A 17622-nucleotide genomic window follows, 5' to 3' on the forward strand; every position below is an offset into this window, starting at 1 on the left:
ATATTGATCATTACTAAAAATAATAGGCACGATCATGAATAAAAAACAACACTACATTTCAGTATTAACCTTAGCGTTATTGGCTTCTTGTGGAGGAGGGAGCGACTCAAATGAAGTAGAAGTAAAGCCTGAACCTCCTACAACAACACCTCCGCTAGTAACGCCAACGGATCCAGAAACTACTAGCGTTACTAGCAACAAATTGGGCGCTTGGCTTTTTTATATTGATGAACCCGGCTTAGTGAAAGGTGATCATCAAGCAATGGCTAAATATTTAGCAGAAATGGGGGTAAAACGCGTATTCATAAAAATACATGATATAAATTATAATTACCAAAGTAATGCTATCACTTTTGATGGAGATAGCGTCAATTGTGGTGTTTGGCAAGATGCCTGTGAGCCTTCAAATTTAGCCTTCTATGTAAATGAAGGAATTGAGCCCTGGGCTTGGACATACAATGATATTAGTCAGTTATCAGCACAAACCGATATGTTATACGCTGCAGCTAAAGTTGGTTATACCGGATATGTGATGGATGTTGAAGTTGAATTCGATGGAAAAAAAGAACAACTTGAAACACTAATGTCCGCACATAGAGATAAATTGAATGAAGCTGTTAATGAGGGGCTAATTGATGATTCATTTTTATTAGGGGTGACTACATGGGGGAATCCAGCGGATCATCAAATGGCGATAGACGTTATTGACCAATACGCTGATTTTCACATGCCTCAAACCTATATTGAAAAATGGGGTACACAAAATGATATCCAAGGAACAATTGAACAAGGCGATTGTGAATATCAAAATTTAGGAGCAACTAAGCCGATTTGGCATATTGTTTCTCATGAAGATGGCATATTAGACAGCGTTAAATTAAACGAATTTATTGAACACGCAGGCCCTAACGCTTCAATATGGCGAATGCATACACCTGAGTTAGCAGTTGATATTGAACAAGTTAATTGGGGATTACTCAATTATAAGAAAAATGAATGTAGCAAATGGTAATAATTAATGATTTAAGCTAGTAAAACAACAATTGATTGAATAACGCTCCAAAGAAGTAGCCCCCAAGAGGGGGATACATTAAGTTTTTATATTTGAAATAGTAATTAGTGTAATACGTTAAAACAAATGATTACCCTAAATAAGTGATATCAAAATGAACAATAACAATGAACAGATAGCAACATTAGAATTAGAAAAAAACGAAATAAAAAATGATTCATTGACGAATAATTCTCAGCTCGAATTATGTAACAAAAAAGAGGATGTAAGCTCTGATGCATATTCTAATAAAAGTTATGTGCTTGGCTACAATTAATATAGGATTTATTTTACATAAGTGTTTATAACCTTTAACGAATAAATGATTGATACAGATAACATTCACGTTATTATTGTAACGACTTACTTTTAATCTTGACTTTCATCTTTGAATTGGGTTATTGAAAGTTAACTTACAGCAATATTTTTCAAAAGTCATAGTAGTTATTGAGCTCTGAATAAATGTTCAGATAAGACAACATAACAATAGAACTGACTTTTCTTGATATAAACATAAACTTATAGGCGTATATATGCAGTTATCCATGGAACAGCTTGAAGCTTTTGTTACGACTGTTGAAACTGGTAGTTTTTCAGCCGCTGCAAGAAAACTGGGTAAAGCCCAGTCGTCTATCAGTGGGTTAATCAGTAATTTAGAAGTAGATACAGGTTTTGATTTATTCGATCGTTCAAGTCGTTCACCTTCATTAACCAAAGAAGGGTTATCTTTATTAAATGATATTAAGACCGTTACTAAAAGTCATAATAACTTAGTTCATCGAATTAGTAATATGGTTGAAGATGTTGAAAATGAAATCAGTATTGCTTACGATGAAACTGCGCTATCAAGTGAGTTAATTTTCGAATTAATGCTTACATTTGAAGAGAAGTTCCCCTCAACCTCACTGTTATTAATAACCGCCCCTCATAATAGAGCAAGTCAATTACTCAAAGCAGGAAAGGTAGATTTGGCTATCACATTAAGCCAAGATGATTATCCTGAAGAGTTTGCTTTTCGCGGCATCGCTCATAGCCATTACAGTACTATTGTCAGTAAGAATCACCCTCTTGCATTGCAAAAATCAGTATCTCCTAACGAATTAACTCAATTTCGACATATACGTATTACTGACTGTGAAACGGGTTATAGGCACTTTGATAGCGAACTGTCCACTAAGCTTTGGTATACAAATAACACTAATCTTTTAATATTAGCGGTAAAAAATAATGTGGGTTGGGCAGACTTACCTTTAAATTTGATTAAACATGAGTTGGAAACAGGGGAGTTAGTTAAATTACCAACAACTCATCAAACGGTCACTTACCCGCATTGTGTAGATATTATCTGGCAAAGTGAAATACCGCATGGTCAGTGTTTAAAATGGTTAATCGATAACTTAACTAAACTGGGTAGTAAAGCAACTTAAAGCGCCCTATGGTGTCACGCTATTTATTATTTATAAGGTTAGTATTTTAAAAATAATGGCAGCAATATCAATTTTATTCATGTAATTAATATTGCTGTTAATTTATATCCTATTTATTTTTTTCAACTTCATTTGAAGGATAAATCGTCACAGGTAATTCACCACTAATTTCTGCCTTGCCAACTAATGCATTAGCTAAAGCATAAAAAGCAGCACTTGTGACTTTTTGCCCGTCTTCAGTTATATCAGTATTGTATGCATAACTAGCTAAGACAGTATCAGCATAGCTTTCAAAACGCGTTACATCATAAGGCGCCCGTAAACTTATAAAAACAGCTTTTTTATTAATACTTTTGGTAAAAATAAGTAACTTTTCTAACTGACCACTAGCTTGTTTAATATTTTTATTAACATCCTCACGCGTTAAGTCTTCCACTCCACCTGTTTCAACTGGACTTTGTAGAGGTGATATATTACCAGCAATAACGATATCAGCCTGTTCAATATGTCTCTTTGCATAAGTACTGTCATTAACGAGTAAATTGGTACATGTCAACTTAAATGGAGCGTGTTGCAATAAGTAATATTTAAGAGCAATACACTTACTTTGGTCAGGCATAATTAAATGAATGTTTGGTTTGCTTTCTACAGTTAACGGTAAGTTGTTGTTTTTATTTTTCAATAGCGTGATAGCATTTTTAGCAAGCGACTTTTCTACATGTAAATGATTTTTATTTGCCAATGTAGCTTTTGCTTTTAGTTTCATTTTTTTTATATTGCTAGAGAATGCTTCTGACAATTTATACTCAGTTTTTAGGCTAAATATTCGATTTGCGGAAAGAGAAAATTCTTTTTTATCAAGCAGTCCAGATTTTACCGCTGCTGAAATATCTTGAATAAGCTGCTTTAGTTTCATGATATCTTGGGGTGTTCTTATCTTTAGTGGCATCAACGCAATATCAGCGCCTGCGCTAAAGGTATTAATTACAGCTTGCGTCGGTGTAAAAAAGTCACTAACGCCAGCCATATCAAGCGCATCGGTTATAACCACTCCTTTATAGTTCAGCTCTTTTCTAAGTAATGTGGTGAGTATTTCATAAGACATTGTTGCAGGCTTAATCATCACCTCACCATGTTTAGAAGTAAAGGTGCTATTGTCTAAAGCTGGGTATTGAATATGAGCAGTCATGATCATACCTGGGGGGGCTTTAGCGATGATTTGTTTAAATGGCAATATATCAATATTTTTTATTGTTTCTAATGAATGCGTAACAAGTGGTAACCCACTGTGACTGTCAACATTAGTATCTCCATGCCCTGGAAAATGTTTTATCGTAGCAATTAACTTTTTAGCTTGAAAAGCACGTACTTGAGCTGCCCCTAAAATAGACACTTTTAGAGGATCTTCGCCAAAAGAGCGCACATTAATAACAGGGTTGTTTGGGTTCATATTAACGTCAATATCAGGTGCATGATTAACATTAATACCTAATGCAGTTAGCTCTTTTGCGATAACAGTAGCTGATTGCGTTGCATATTTTTCACCATGCTTAGCATAGGTGGCTCCAATAGACATGTTACCGGTAAATGGCGTAGATAAATGACGTGGTAGCCTTGCAACACGCCCGCCTTCTTGATCGATTGAAATGAGTAATGGTGACTTAAGAGACGATGCTTTAGCAGCTAACTGTAAATCATTTGTTAGTTCTATTATTTGGTCTATATTCTCTAGATTTTCAGAAAATAAAATCACTCCGCCTAAGTTTGTCTCGGTAATCATTTTTTTAAGTGAGGCTGGTAGCTTAGTAAGTGGGGTATTACATTTTGATGTCTGATTAACTTCTGCATGTTTTATTTTTAAGCTTATATCGTCATTATTTTCATCACAATAATAACGAATATCTATCATTAGCTTCTGTGCTACTTGTTGCTCTATGCTTAATGTATGAGTAAATGCCTGAACTTGAAAACAAGATATTAATAGTAAAATTAATAATATTTTCACAATCATAATGTTATTCATCGGTGTTTCCGCTTTAAAGAGTATTCGTTGTGAACCATATAATAATAATTTGTTTTACTATCGTGCTCCCCTCAACTAGGTGTGATATACCTTTTAAAAAGCTTATTTATTATTGTAAAAGAACAAAGAATTCAAGAAACAGATCAAGTAACTCTTTTGAGGGTATCAAGAATCGTTTATTTCAGTAAAAATCATTACCATTAAAGACGCGTATGTGCATCATCAATAATCCTAATATTAATAAAGAGTTCAAAGTATCACTATGAATATACAATACACATGGTTAGATTGGGGTGTTTTTGGCTTATATTTTATGGTTTTAGCCTTTATAGGTTGGTACTTTAATCAGACAAAATCTCGTAACACTAATGATTATTTTCTTGGTGGTAATTCAATGCCTATTTGGGTTGTTGCTATATCTGTATTAGCAACCTCACAATCAGCTGCTACATTTTTAGGAGGACCAGATCAAGGTTATCAGGGAAATATGACCTATCTCGCGACTAATATAGGCGCGTTGCTTGCTGTTTTTTTTGTTGCTATTTATTTAATTCCTAAGTTTTATCAATATAAAGTGTCAACCGTTTATGAATTTTTAGAAGTTAAATTCGGTGAAAGTGCTAAAAAACAATCGGGATACATGTATTTATTTGGTCGAGTTTTCGCCAGTGGCGCTAGGCTTTACCTTGCCGCGATTGCAGTCGCGATGATTTTATTTGGCAACATTTCGGCGCAAAGTGTAGTTTTTGCCATAGTAATACTCACAGCATTAGGACTAGCCTATTCCGTTATTGGTGGTATTCGTTCAGTTATTTATAGTGATGCTATTCAATGCTTTGTTTATATTAGTGCCGCCTTATGTGTTATCTATTTTTTATTAGATGCGATTCCTGCAGATTTTTCACAAATAATAACGGCGTTACAAGAGCCCAGTAATGGGCAAGTATCAAAGTTAACAATACTTAATTTTAATCTAGACTTTAGTTCAGCTGGGGTATTCTCATTCTGGTCCTCAATCACAGGCTTTGTATTATTAAATATCGCCGCATTTGGTCTAGATCAAGATATGACCCAACGAATATTAACCTGCAAAAACGCTAAAGATGGTGTTAAAGCGATGATCTGGTCTGTAGTTTTAGTTATTCCGGTCATGGCGATATTCATCTTTATCGGTCTACTGCTTTATATTTTTTATCAACGTCCAGATTTAATGCAACTTTCAGACTCTAACGAAATCATTCAAAATTTTGATGGAGAAAAAATAACAATCTTTATGTATTACATTCTTAATGAAATACCTTCTGGTGTGAAAGGCTTAGTTACTGTGGGGGTAATTGCTGCTGCATTATCAACCTTGAATTCAGGGCTTAATTCTATGTCTAGCGTCATTATTCAAGACATATATCGTCCATATATCAAAAAATCAAATAAACAATATTCTGATAGACATTTTGTTATCGCAGGTCAGTTCGGCATGATAATAAGTGCCTTGTTTTTAGCTAGCATGGCAATATTATGTTTCTATTGGCAAAGATATACTCAAATGCCTTTATTAGCCTTTGCGTTAAGTGTCATGGTGTTTTCTTATAGCGGTTTATTAGGGGTATATTTTACCGCTTTATTTACTAACCGAGGTAGCAAGCATTCAGTTTTAGCGTCTTTGGTTGGCGGCGCTTTAATCACTTTTAGTATGCAGCCATACGTATTGAATTCTCTTCACCCTGCTTTCGCAGAGGTTAATATTGGCTTTAGTTGGCAGTTATGTATTGGTACTTTTTGTGCGTTTATTATTTGCTGCTTGGGTAAACAGTCAAAAAAGGTACAAACTGAATTCAATAAGGCCATTAATGCATGATCAAATATATTATTGGTATTGATGGCGGAGCAACAAAAATCATTGCTAGAATTACGCCATCGAGAACTGAGAACCCTCATTCTCTTTTTGAGCTAAAAGGGGGAAGCTGCTCTATCAGTAATAACTTTGAACAAGCAGTTGATGTTGTAAAACAATTAGTAACTCAATTAACTCAACTAGTTGATTGCCAGTCGCATCAAGTTTTTATTGCTATAGGAGCCGCTGGTGCAGGTAACGAACAATTAAAAAAAGTATTTTGTGAACAACTATATCAAAAGTTAAATATTAACAAAGATCAGTTACTTGTTACCACCGATGCTATCACGTCAATCTTTGGTGCAAATAATGGTGATGAAGCCGTCTGCCTAGCGTTAGGTACTGGTTCAGTAGCAATATCTTTAGATTGTTACGGTAAAACCAAGCAAGTAGGTGGTTGGGGAGCAAGTATTTCTGATGAAGGCGGTGCTTTTTTCATAGGAAAACAGGCTGTTCGTGCCGCACTATGGGATTATGACAAACATGGGGAATTTGCAGCAATACTCTCTTTAAAAATCAGCCAACATATTGGAAATACTAGAACAGAAATATTAAGTTGGTTAAGTCATGCAAAACCTTTAGATTTTGCAAATTTGGCACCACTGGTGACAGAACTAAAGGAAAATTGCCCGCTAGCAAAGAAAGTTTTTCAAGAACATATAAAACAGGTAGAAGTATTAGCTAATGCCGCACTTTATAACAAAAATGTTCCTTTGTTTTTAACGGGGAGTTTAGCTGAAATCTCAGCACCTTATTTATCTAAACCTCTGCAAAAAAGATTACATCCCTCAAAAGGAAACTCAATTGACGGTGCTTGCCTATTAGCAAAACATCACATAAAAAGAAATCAGGAATTTAAAACATGTCAATAACATCAAAAGGCTCTATGGCTGATGAGCAATCGCTAATAGCAGAATTAGAATCGATGGTATCAGAGAAGCAAAACCCAGATACTTTAGAAATCGATTTATTGCCTACGTCTCATGTACTCACCTTAATTAATCAACAAGATCATAAAGTCGCTACAGCGATTGAAAAAGTGATACCTGAGATAACAATTGCAGTTGAATATATTATTGAAGCATTTAAAAAAAATGGAAGATTAATATATTTAGGTGCAGGTACGAGTGGACGCTTAGGCGTTTTAGATGCAGTAGAATGCCCTCCGACCTTTTCAGTGCCTGATGATATGGTCATAGGCTTAATAGCTGGTGGAGGTTCAGCCATGTACAAAGCGGTTGAAGGCGCAGAAGATAGTGAAACTTTGGCAATTAACGACCTAAAAGCCATTGATTTTAATCAAAATGATGTTTTAGTAGGCATCGCTGCGAGTGGTCGTACGCCTTATGTTATAACGGCAATAAATTATGCTAACACCCTAAATGCTAGAACTGTTTCAGTTACTTGTAATCCTGACGCACCTATTTTAAAAATTGCAAGCGTCGGTATATGTGCAGAAGTTGGCCCAGAGGCTTTAACCGGCTCTACACGTATGAAATCAGGTACCGCACAAAAACTTATTTTAAATATGTTAACAACGGCAAGTATGATCCGTATAGGGAAAAGTTATAAGAATTTAATGATCGATGTGCACGCCAGCAATGAAAAACTTTATGCAAGAGCCAGTAGAATAGTAATGCAAGCCACAGGGTGTGAACACAATTTGGCGAGAAAAACACTTGAACAAGCTGATTACTCCGCAAAATTAGCAATTTTAATGATTTTAACTGGCTCTCCTCTCGATGAAGCAAAAGTACTCATCAAAAGTAATCATGGTTTTTTACGTAATGCAGTGAAAAGTCATAATGAAAAGTAGTATAACGTTAAAAAATAACAGCAGTACGTTTCTTAATACTTTGTACTTGCTTGGTTGTTTTACTTGTTTAATGTCTTATTCGATATTAATAACACCAATCAAAGCAAAACCTTTTAACGTTGAGCCCCAACCTAAGCTTCAATCAGAAACTCTATCTGAAAATATATCCGATAGTATAAAAGTTGGCGCAGAACAATTATCTCTTTATTTACCGCTAATAAAAGATAAGCGCATTGGCTTAGTGGTTAATCAAACTTCTCGCGTGCAAAACCAACATATAGTTGATTACTTGATAAACAAAGGTTTGAACGTTGAAGTTGTGTTTGCACCAGAGCATGGTTTTAGAGGCAATCATGAAGCCGGTGAAACAGTCAATTCAGGCTTAGATAAAGCCTCTAAGGTGAAAGTTTATTCTATTTACGGGAAGCAAAAAAAACCTTCAGCCAAAGTGATGAAACAGGTCGATGTACTGTTATTTGATATTCAAGATGTTGGTGTACGTTATTACACTTATATTAGCTCTATGCATTATATGATGGAAGCTGCCGCAAATAACAACATTCCATTTATAGTATTAGATAGACCTAATCCGAATGGTAAGTATGTTGACGGCCCTGTTTTAGATAAAACCTTTCAGTCTTTTGTTGGGGTAGATGAGATCCCTTTATTGCATGGCATGACAGTGGGAGAATTAGCATTAATGATTAATGGTGAAAATTGGATCAATAAAAAAGTCGATTTGACCATTATTCCTGTTAAAAATTATCATCGAAAAATGGACTATTCCCTTCCAATAAAACCTAGCCCTAACTTACCTAATGATATTGCTATAGCTCATTATGCTTCTTTAGGTTTTTTTGAAGCAACTCCTGTAAGTATTGGTAGAGGCACACACTTTCCTTTTCAAGTAATTGGCTTTAATGATTTTTCCAATGGTGATTTTACTTTTACACCCAGACCTATAAAAGGCGTAGCCAATTCACCTAAATTAAGTGGTGAAAAAGCAATGGGACAAGACTTGCGTGCCATACATACTAGCGGGTTAGATTTATCCTATTTAATTGCTTGGTATAACTTATTTAAACAACATAATAAGCCCTTCTTCACGCGTTCCGGTTTTATGGATAAATTATCAGGAACAGACAAACTCAGAAAACAAATTCAAGCGGGTTTATCTCAAGATGAAATAAAACAATCTTGGCAGCAAGGATTAGATAGTTTCAAAAAAAAACGTCAACCTTATTTGTTATACCCTTAGTTACTTTACCTTACCTATCAAGGTAGTATTTCCGTTATAAAAAAATTATACAATAATGACACAAAATAATTTTCAAAAGTTTAGTCTACTCGCAGCAGAACTTTTACCTGCTAATGCTTTAATCACTGAGTATAGTAAGCGCTATGCTTATGGTACTGATGCGAGCTTTTATCGACTAACCCCTCAATTAATCATTCAGGTAGACAATCGAGAACAACTGAGAGCCATTGTTAAACTGGCTAATGCACATGGCATAGCCATTACCTTTAGAGCTGCAGGCACCAGTTTGTCTGGGCAGGCGGTTACCGATTCGGTACTTATTGTATTATCTGATCATTGGACGCAACATACCATTCATGAGCAAGGGAATAAAATCACCTTACAACCAGGGATTATAGGCGCTAAAGCGAATCGTTTGCTCAAGCCTTATGCAAAAAAAATAGGTCCAGATCCTGCCTCCATCAATAGCTGTAAAATAGGTGGAATAGCAGCTAATAATTCATCAGGAATGTGCTGTGGTGTTAAACAAAATAGCTACCATACATTGGCTGATATGAGCCTGATTTTTGCCGACGGGAGCGAACTGAATACGGCTTGTGAGGAGAGTTGCTCAACATTTTTAAGCAGCCACCAAAATTTAATTACGCAATTATTGGCACTGGCTAAACACACCAAAGAAAATACTAAATTAAAACAAAAAATCATTCATAAATATCGTTTAAAAAATACAACCGGCTACGGTATAAATGCCTTGATTGATTTTAGTGACCCAATTGAAATTATTAAACATTTAATGATTGGCTCTGAAGGCACGCTTGGATTCATTGCCGATATTACTTTTAATACCGTTGAGGATAATCCTTATAAAAGCGCTGGTTTTTTCATTTTTGACAATACCACCACTGCTTGTCAACTAATTCAAACATTAGCCGATCTTAACGTTAACGCTGTTGAATTACTCGATAAACGTGCACTGATGTCGGTTGCCGATCACGATATAATGCCCGAAGCCATAGCGTACCTACCTGAGCATGCCGTCGCTTTATTAATTGAGGTACAAGCAAATGAATATCGGAAATTAGCTGAAAAAGTGGAACGTATTTGCGTAGAGCTTGAGCATTTTTCCGATCACATTATTACTAACATGCCATTTAGTGCCGACAGTCAACGTAATGAAGCCTTATGGAATATCCGCAAAGAAACTTTTCCTGCGGTAGGTGCAATAAGAAAAAAAGGTACAACGGTTATTATTGAAGACGTTGCTTTTCCATTAAATTCTATGGCATTAGGTATCACTGAATTACAAAAGCTATTTAACCAATTTGGCTACCATGAAGCGATTATTTTTGGTCATGCCTTAGCGGGTAATTTACATTTTGTCTTTACTCAATCTTTTGATACGCCAGAAAAAATTACCCAATACGATAACTTCATGGCTAAAGTCGCCAACTTAGTCGCTGTTCGGTTACAAGGCTCGCTAAAAGCAGAGCATGGCACAGGTCGTAACATGGCTCCTTTTGTTGAACTGGAATGGGGAAAAGACGCGTATCGAATAATGAAAGAAATAAAGGTGTTATTTGATCAAAACAACATTCTTAACCCCGGTGTAATCATTAACGATGATAAAAAAGCCCACATAAAAAACCTCAAACTTATGCCAGAAGCGCACAACATTATTGACAAATGTATTGAATGCGGCTTTTGTGAGTCGGTTTGCCCATCTGAAGGTTTAACGCTTACGCCTAGGCAACGAATAAGTGTATGGCGACGTTTAATGCATATTAATAAACTAATAGCTACCGACAGAAACCTTTCACCATCTAAGAGAAAAAAACTACAACAAGAGTACCAAACATTACACCAAGATTATCAGTTTTTAGGCATAGATAGCTGTGCTGCCACGGGGTTATGTGGCATGGAATGCCCAGTTGGTATTAATACAGGTGAATTTATTAAAGCATTACGCCAAGAACGCTTTGAGCAATCATCGAGTAAAAAGTTTATTGCTAATACTACTGCTCGTCATTTATCTACTATTACTAAACTTGCTAGTATAGGTTTTAATATAGTAAATAAAAGCCAAGTAATGCTCGGTACAACAGCTGTAACAAGGGGGTTTAAAGTACTGAATAAAATATCAAATGGTTATGTGCCGCTTTATTTTTCAGATTGGCCTAAAGGTGAAAAAAAACTGAAAACAGGACTATTTCAGCCTGACATTTCCCCTAATCAAAAATCAGATAAACCTGTAAATAAAGTGGTTTATTTACCAGCGTGTGCAGGTAGAGTGTTTGCAACAACAGAAGATAAGAGTACTCAATCATTAAACGATTTGCCTTCAAGCAATCTATCTTTACCTGATGTGGTTATTTCGGTATTAAATAAAGCGGGTTTCGAGGTAATTATTCCAGATGAAAGTGCTTCGCAATGTTGCGGAATGGCATTTTCAAGTAAAGGTGACACTAAAAACGCCGATACCAAAGCCAAGCAAACCTTTGATATAATATCTAAAGCAAGTAATGATGGACAATATCCGGTAATAATTGATGCCAGTGCTTGTGCTTTACACCTTAAAGATCTAAATAACACCATCAATTTTTACGAAGTTATTGAGTTTGTCAGTGAATTTGCTTTACCTAAATTAACGATTGGCACTAAAAAACCAAGCATTATGTTGCATGTTACTTGTAGCAGTAAGCGCGGTCATTTTGACAAAAAATTAATCCATGTAGCAAAACTTTGTGCTGAACACGTAGAAATTCCTGCCGATATAAGTTGCTGTGGCTTTGCAGGCGATAAAGGTTTTTTTCAACCCAACCTAAACAAACACGCCTTAAAACAGTTAAAAGCGCAGCAACCTACACAATGTGAATACGGCTATAGTAATAATAGAAGTTGTGAAATTGGTTTAACTCGCCATAGCGGTATTCCTTATCAATCAATACTTTATTTACTCGATGAAATCAGTGAAGCTAAAGATACTGAGACAATAACTAAACCTTAATCATTAATATGCCCTAGTCTAAAGCTAACTGGTATCAATGATGCTTGCTATGCCCCCTCTAATAGGTGTAGGAATTAATATAACTATGTTTAGAATGCTATTATTAAACTTCGATATGAGAATTTAAATGAAAAAATTATTAGTTTTGATTTGCAGTTTGGCTATTTCTGCCTGTAGCGCCGTGCCCTCTATTTCCGTTTCACCAAAAAGCCAGTTCAATAATATTGAACAAATTATCACTCAGATAGAAAAAACTGACGTGTTACTGCTGTCAGATCACACTAAACCTGGTCATCTTAATTTAAGTAGCGGTGGAGCCAATGGTGTAGAAAGAAACTTTATTGACCCCGCTATTGTGAAACTAAATAACGCATTAAAAAACAGAAATCTATCCACTTACGTGTTAAATGTTGAAGACTTATTGTTTGATAAAGACATTATTGAAAACAAACATGATTTTGACTTGGCTTACGCCAATTATGACAAAGTACTAAAAGCTGCGGTAAAACATAACGCGACAATTATTTCACTGCACTTTGATGCTGACATTATTTTCCCTGAAAATTATAAAGAAGGTTCTCTTTATATTGGTGGGGTTCAATTTATTTTAGATAAAAGAAATATGAGTCACGCAACACAGAAGCTTACTTACTACTTATTGCATGATTATAAAATACTAGAGTCATTAAATAACGCCGGTTTTAGAACACGACCAGGCTATGAAGAAACAATTAAATATCAAGATAATTTAACATTAAAGATCACTGGTGGTTCAATAGGGGGCGGATTTTTACTTGAATTAGCAGCTCAAGATCAAGCGATAAGATTGTACAATACACCAGAAAAAACAGCCGAGGCTTTAACCCCAACCCTATTGTTATTAGCCAAAGCTATAGATGATTTTAGAAGACAAAATAGGCTGAGAAATAGCCTCTAACATCCTTTATATCAACAAAAGAACCTGTAATGAATCACTTAATAAAACACCTTTTACTCACAATTAAAGTACTAGTAATGATGACAGCTCTTACTGTTTCTCCCTTAATAGCAAAAACAAAAGCTGATGTCAGATATGGAAAATATAAACAATCAGGGTTAGACAAACCTTTTATTAAACATCAAGATATTTCCCCTGTGTTAAGTGCGCTTGAACAACAGCCAATGCTGACTATTCAAACCATTGGGCAATCTTTTAATGGCACCAATATAAAAACTATCTCAGTAGGTAAAGGGAAAACACACATATTAATTTGGTCACAAATGCATGGTGATGAACCCACGGCTACAGGTGCTATTTTTGATGTCATTAATTACATCATCGATGATGAACAGGTCGACTGGCGTGCAAGCTGGACGAACAAATTAACCCTTACGTTTATGCCAATGTTAAATCCAGATGGTGCTGATAAAACCACCCGTGTCAATGCACAAGGTATCGATATAAACCGAGATGCCAGAGCGTTGCAAACTCCTGAAGGTAAAGTGCTAATGGAGTTATTAACCACACTAAAGCCTCAATTTGCTTTTAACTTGCACGATCAAAGCCGAACATATGGCGCAGGAAACACTGGTAATCCAGCAACCGTATCAATATTAGCTCCCTCTTATAATTACCAACGTGATATTAACCCAATTCGTTTAAATGCAATGCAGCTTATTGTCGATATAAACGAAACAATTGAAGGACAATTAACCGATCATATTGGTCGATACGATGATGGATATTCCCATAGAGCATTTGGTGACACTTTTACTAAAACAGGAGTAAGCACGGTTCTAATAGAAGCTGGCGGTTACCCTTCTGACGATAACCGTCAAGTTGCCCGTAAAGCTATTTATAAAATGGTATTAGCAGGAATAGACTCAATTAATACTCAATCTTATACTACATTCACCCAAGCTCAATACGAATCTATCCCATTAAATATTGAGCATAAAATCAAAGATTTAATTATTAATAATCTGACTATAAATCATCACAAAAATAAGAATTATCAAACTGATTTAATAATAAATTTTGATGTATACGGTTCACAAAAAGCAAAAATCCAAGCTATTGGTGATGCCTCAGACTTTTCTGCTTATCACGTTTTTGACGCTAAAGATTTTAATTATCAAACGGGTAAGAGCTTTTCAATTAATAAAAAATTGACATTAACCGATAGCGTCTATTTCAGGTTACTAAAACAAGGTTACAGCCATTTTGTTGGTGATATAGACAAACTGAAAGTTTCAACACGATTCCCCGTTATGATTAACCCAAGTAAAACAGCCTGTGTTCTCCCTTGTAATGGTCAAACGGCCACATTTTTATTAACAGATGGTCGTGGTATTAAGTTTGCGGTTATCAACGGGCAGATCATCGATTTACGAACCGGAAAAACATTAAATCCACTTGGTACTTAAATATAAGTACTTATCACAGCAGCTTTAGATTTAATAAACAATTAAAGCCTATATTAAGTAAGACTAAGAGTTAATTTTATGGACACTACATTTGTAGCTATTATTTTTACCGTGTTTTGTGGCATACCATGTATGGTTATTGGTTACATGATAGGCATGAAACAAAAACGAAGTTTACTTTCTAGCTGGGACGATGATTCCTTTTCCGATCCTGAACAAGTGGGCCGGATAATGGGAGGAAGCTTGTTTTTAATGGGATTGATCTTATTGGTGTTTAGTATAGGTGTAATAGTCAGTTTAATAACAATCCCAGAGGCTTGTATCGCTTTGTGCGTATCAATTTCATTGCCTTTTATAGCAGGGCTACTATCTAACTTAAAGTATGGCAAATAACTAACCATCGATTTAAAAAGGCATCTAACACTTTATATGCTATTTCGTTTACTGAGTTTACTGAGTTTACTGAGTTTACTGAGTTTACTGAGTTTACTGAGTTTACTGAGTTTACTGAGTTTACTGAGTTTACTGAGTTTACTGAGTTTACTGAGTTTACTGTATAAATGATGTCCCCCCAAAACATAGTTTATGAGTAACACCATGATTAAAATACTAATTTTATGCTTCTTATCAGAAGTTAATTTAATTAAACATTTTTTTCATGAGAATAAAGTCGAGTTTGTATTCCCTTGAACCAACCTTTTGTACAAATACATAACCAGACAACAGGAGTTTAATGGCAACGTATTTAATTTAATGAACTAGTTTCAGCATATTGGCGACGAATACCACCAATATGCTGTAGGATTTTGCCCTATTAAAAGACTGTTTTATTACGTTGCGATATTATTCAAATATGTGTAACCACAGATCATTACCTTGACCATTGTCATTAATTGCATATTCAAACGCAGCTTTTGAGTACTTTTGACCTTCTCCAGAAACAGAAGAATTATAACTACCCCACTTCTGTTCATTCCAACGGCCAAATGGGTCATTAACCGTATAATGTGCACCATCATAACCAGTAACAACCATTATGTGACCTGGATTAGTAAACCAACCATGTACAATAGCAACTTTGCCATCAGCCAATGCTTGTTGTAATTCAGCAAAAGTACCGTTGGTTTTACTGTCTGCACGTTTACTGCTGCCAGCTCTAATCGCCATTGTATTATAACCATTAGCCAGTGAAGGAACGGTTTGTAATACACCACCTAATTCTTCATATAAATAATCAGGTGTATTACCCGTAACACTTGGATTAGTGAAGTTATGTAAGTCTGTCACCATAGCAAGTGAAGTAACTGAACATGTACCGTAAGGGTCATAGTAGTTATTTAGTTGAAAGTAATATGGCACTGACTCAGCAACAGGAGGCGTAACGCCACCACCGCCAGATGTATCTGCAGCCATCCAAGGTAACATATCATTACTATTACCATGATTAGCAACATTATTATCAAACGTAGATTGTTGCCAATTTAACGCTGACCAATCGTTCCAAACAGCTTGAGGAACTGGACCTCCTGGTACACGCCAAATTGACGTATTGGGACCAGCAACATCAATAAAGCGACTTAATTGACTTGAAGTAATGTTGTCATACTCTGTAGAAACAATATGCCAAATTGGTTTATTAGCCCCAAGTGTACGATACTCACTATTACCTGCTTCTATCCATTGTTTAGGGTTAGCCATATACGATGCACCCCATACTTCTACATAGGTTTGTGGCATATGAAAGTCTACATACTGGTCAATAATGCCAACATTCATCCCTTGTGAAATTGGGTTGCTCCACGTAGTGGCACCAATTGGGAATGATGCATTTATTAAACCCGCATTAATAGCGTCCTGTTTAGCACTTTCAAACGCTTGGAATATATTATGAAGTGCTGCTGACGTATTATTAAACTCAACTTCAACATCAAGCACATACCCTACATAACCGTATTGAGCCGCTTTATATAACGCATCTGCTTGCGCTACATCATCACCTGGATAATTGTATGACCAAGCCCAAGGTTCAATGCCTTTATTTTTATAAATATTGGTTGTTGTGGTTGAACATGCGTCAGTAAATAATGAACAATTAGATGTATCATCAGCGATTTTAATAAAAACACGTTTTACACCCATAGCAGACAATTCATTAGCTAATTGCGTATGGCTCTTGTTTAAACCATCTTCGTCGATATACCACAACCAAGCACCTAAACGGTTTTCTACGGTTGTTGAACCACTGGCCATCTGATCTTTAACCGCAAGATAAAAACTAGCCCCCCAACGATTGGTATAACAAGCCGTACCACCATTTAGCTGATTACATGCATCAACTTCTTGTTGATTAAAGTTGCCATATACATTATTTGGTGCGCCTGATACGCTTTCAAAACAATGACCACCGTAAGTCCCTGAACGAAGACTACCTGTTGGGCAGTCAGCCGTCCCTCTTAAATTGTTAGTAAATGACTCAGACCATCTTAAAACGTCTATGGTTGTACCTTGAACTTGATATTGATATGTATTGGTACAAGCACTACCGCCACCTGCAGATACACACCCACTTACCATATCGTTGGTAAATGGACCAAATGCGTCAACTCCATTTGCGCAAAACCCTAAATTTTCATCAAACGTAGCACCGTCTGGACACATTGCTATTGCATTAGCACTGAGCAAGAAAGTTAAAGCTATTAATTTTTTTATTATTCTCATAGTTAATATTCTTTTTATTGAAAAATTT

The 17622-nt window shown here is 35.7% G+C and carries 12 protein-coding genes; 10 read left to right on the top strand and 2 right to left on the bottom strand.

What is annotated here, in order from left to right; translation table 11 throughout:
- Nucleotides 1-34 precede the first annotated feature (34 nt).
- Nucleotides 35-1012 carry a hypothetical protein gene (locus tag D1094_RS09225; protein ID WP_118959801.1) on the top strand — a complete coding sequence of 326 codons (978 nt, stop codon included), beginning with the start codon at nt 35-37 and terminating at the stop codon, nt 1010-1012.
- 572 nt (nt 1013-1584) lie between these two features.
- Nucleotides 1585-2478 (top strand): LysR family transcriptional regulator, encoded by an 894-nt coding sequence (locus D1094_RS09230; protein ID WP_118959802.1) that lies wholly within the window; start codon nt 1585-1587, stop codon nt 2476-2478.
- A 109-nt stretch (nt 2479-2587) separates the two neighbouring features.
- Here the strand turns inward: D1094_RS09230 and D1094_RS09235 are convergent, their stop codons facing one another.
- Nucleotides 2588-4387 carry a glycoside hydrolase family 3 protein gene (locus D1094_RS09235; protein WP_118959891.1) on the bottom strand — a complete coding sequence of 600 codons (1800 nt, stop codon included), beginning with the start codon at nt 4385-4387 and terminating at the stop codon, nt 2588-2590.
- A 376-nt stretch (nt 4388-4763) separates the two neighbouring features.
- On the opposite strand from D1094_RS09235, the gene D1094_RS09240 reads away from it, so the two are divergent.
- The 8 genes from D1094_RS09240 (at nt 4764) to D1094_RS09275 (ending at nt 15269) form a co-directional block, all read left to right on the top strand.
- Nucleotides 4764-6356, top strand: coding sequence for a sodium:solute symporter (locus D1094_RS09240; protein WP_118959803.1), 1593 nt, complete (start codon nt 4764-4766; stop codon nt 6354-6356).
- The gene (locus tag D1094_RS09245; protein WP_118959804.1) at nt 6353-7264 is read left to right on the top strand and encodes a BadF/BadG/BcrA/BcrD ATPase family protein; all 912 of its coding nucleotides are present in this window, start codon (nt 6353-6355) and stop codon (nt 7262-7264) included. The genes D1094_RS09240 and D1094_RS09245 overlap by 4 nt, the downstream gene beginning before the upstream one ends.
- A complete protein-coding gene (gene murQ / locus D1094_RS09250; RefSeq protein WP_118959805.1) occupies nt 7255-8208 on the top strand; it encodes an N-acetylmuramic acid 6-phosphate etherase in 954 nt (317 codons plus the stop codon). Before D1094_RS09245 ends, murQ begins: the two co-directional genes overlap by 10 nt.
- Nucleotides 8198-9466, top strand: a complete 1269-nt coding sequence (locus D1094_RS09255; RefSeq protein WP_259337886.1) for a DUF1343 domain-containing protein — start codon at nt 8198-8200, stop codon at nt 9464-9466. Before murQ ends, D1094_RS09255 begins: the two co-directional genes overlap by 11 nt.
- Nucleotides 9467-9521: 55 nt before the next feature.
- The gene (locus D1094_RS09260) at nt 9522-12470 is read left to right on the top strand and encodes an FAD-binding and (Fe-S)-binding domain-containing protein (RefSeq protein ID WP_118959806.1); all 2949 of its coding nucleotides are present in this window, start codon (nt 9522-9524) and stop codon (nt 12468-12470) included.
- 127 nt (nt 12471-12597) lie between these two features.
- On the top strand, nt 12598-13407 hold the full coding sequence (locus tag D1094_RS09265; RefSeq protein WP_118959807.1) for a hypothetical protein: 810 nt from the start codon (nt 12598-12600) through the stop codon (nt 13405-13407).
- A gap of 29 nt (nt 13408-13436) precedes the next feature.
- Nucleotides 13437-14876, top strand: coding sequence for a M14 family zinc carboxypeptidase (locus tag D1094_RS09270; protein ID WP_118959808.1), 1440 nt, complete (start codon nt 13437-13439; stop codon nt 14874-14876).
- A 78-nt stretch (nt 14877-14954) separates the two neighbouring features.
- Nucleotides 14955-15269, top strand: a complete 315-nt coding sequence (locus D1094_RS09275; RefSeq protein ID WP_118959809.1) for a hypothetical protein — start codon at nt 14955-14957, stop codon at nt 15267-15269.
- 450 nt (nt 15270-15719) lie between these two features.
- On the opposite strand, the gene D1094_RS09280 is transcribed toward D1094_RS09275, so the two are convergent.
- Entirely contained in the window at nt 15720-17594 is a 1875-nt protein-coding gene (locus D1094_RS09280) for a C39 family peptidase (protein WP_118959810.1), read from the bottom strand.
- Nucleotides 17595-17622 lie beyond the last annotated feature (28 nt).

The sequence above is a fragment of the Colwellia sp. RSH04 genome (assembly GCF_003545765.1).
GTDB lineage: Bacteria > Pseudomonadota > Gammaproteobacteria > Enterobacterales > Alteromonadaceae > Colwellia.

Bases quoted from the DNA above. Each gene is read 5' to 3' on its own strand.
- D1094_RS09225 (WP_118959801.1), top strand. From the start codon at position 35: ATGAATAAAAAACAACACTACATTTCAGTATTAACCTTAGCGTTATTG.
- D1094_RS09230 (WP_118959802.1), top strand. From the start codon at position 1,585: ATGCAGTTATCCATGGAACAGCTTGAAGCTTTTGTTACGACTGTTGAA.
- D1094_RS09235 (WP_118959891.1), bottom strand. From the start codon at position 4,387: ATGATAGATATTCGTTATTATTGTGATGAAAATAATGACGATATAAGC.
- D1094_RS09240 (WP_118959803.1), top strand. From the start codon at position 4,764: ATGAATATACAATACACATGGTTAGATTGGGGTGTTTTTGGCTTATAT.
- D1094_RS09245 (WP_118959804.1), top strand. From the start codon at position 6,353: ATGATCAAATATATTATTGGTATTGATGGCGGAGCAACAAAAATCATT.
- murQ (WP_118959805.1), top strand. From the start codon at position 7,255: ATGTCAATAACATCAAAAGGCTCTATGGCTGATGAGCAATCGCTAATA.
- D1094_RS09255 (WP_259337886.1), top strand. From the start codon at position 8,198: ATGAAAAGTAGTATAACGTTAAAAAATAACAGCAGTACGTTTCTTAAT.
- D1094_RS09260 (WP_118959806.1), top strand. From the start codon at position 9,522: ATGACACAAAATAATTTTCAAAAGTTTAGTCTACTCGCAGCAGAACTT.
- D1094_RS09265 (WP_118959807.1), top strand. From the start codon at position 12,598: ATGAAAAAATTATTAGTTTTGATTTGCAGTTTGGCTATTTCTGCCTGT.
- D1094_RS09270 (WP_118959808.1), top strand. From the start codon at position 13,437: ATGAATCACTTAATAAAACACCTTTTACTCACAATTAAAGTACTAGTA.
- D1094_RS09275 (WP_118959809.1), top strand. From the start codon at position 14,955: ATGGACACTACATTTGTAGCTATTATTTTTACCGTGTTTTGTGGCATA.
- D1094_RS09280 (WP_118959810.1), bottom strand. From the start codon at position 17,594: ATGAGAATAATAAAAAAATTAATAGCTTTAACTTTCTTGCTCAGTGCT.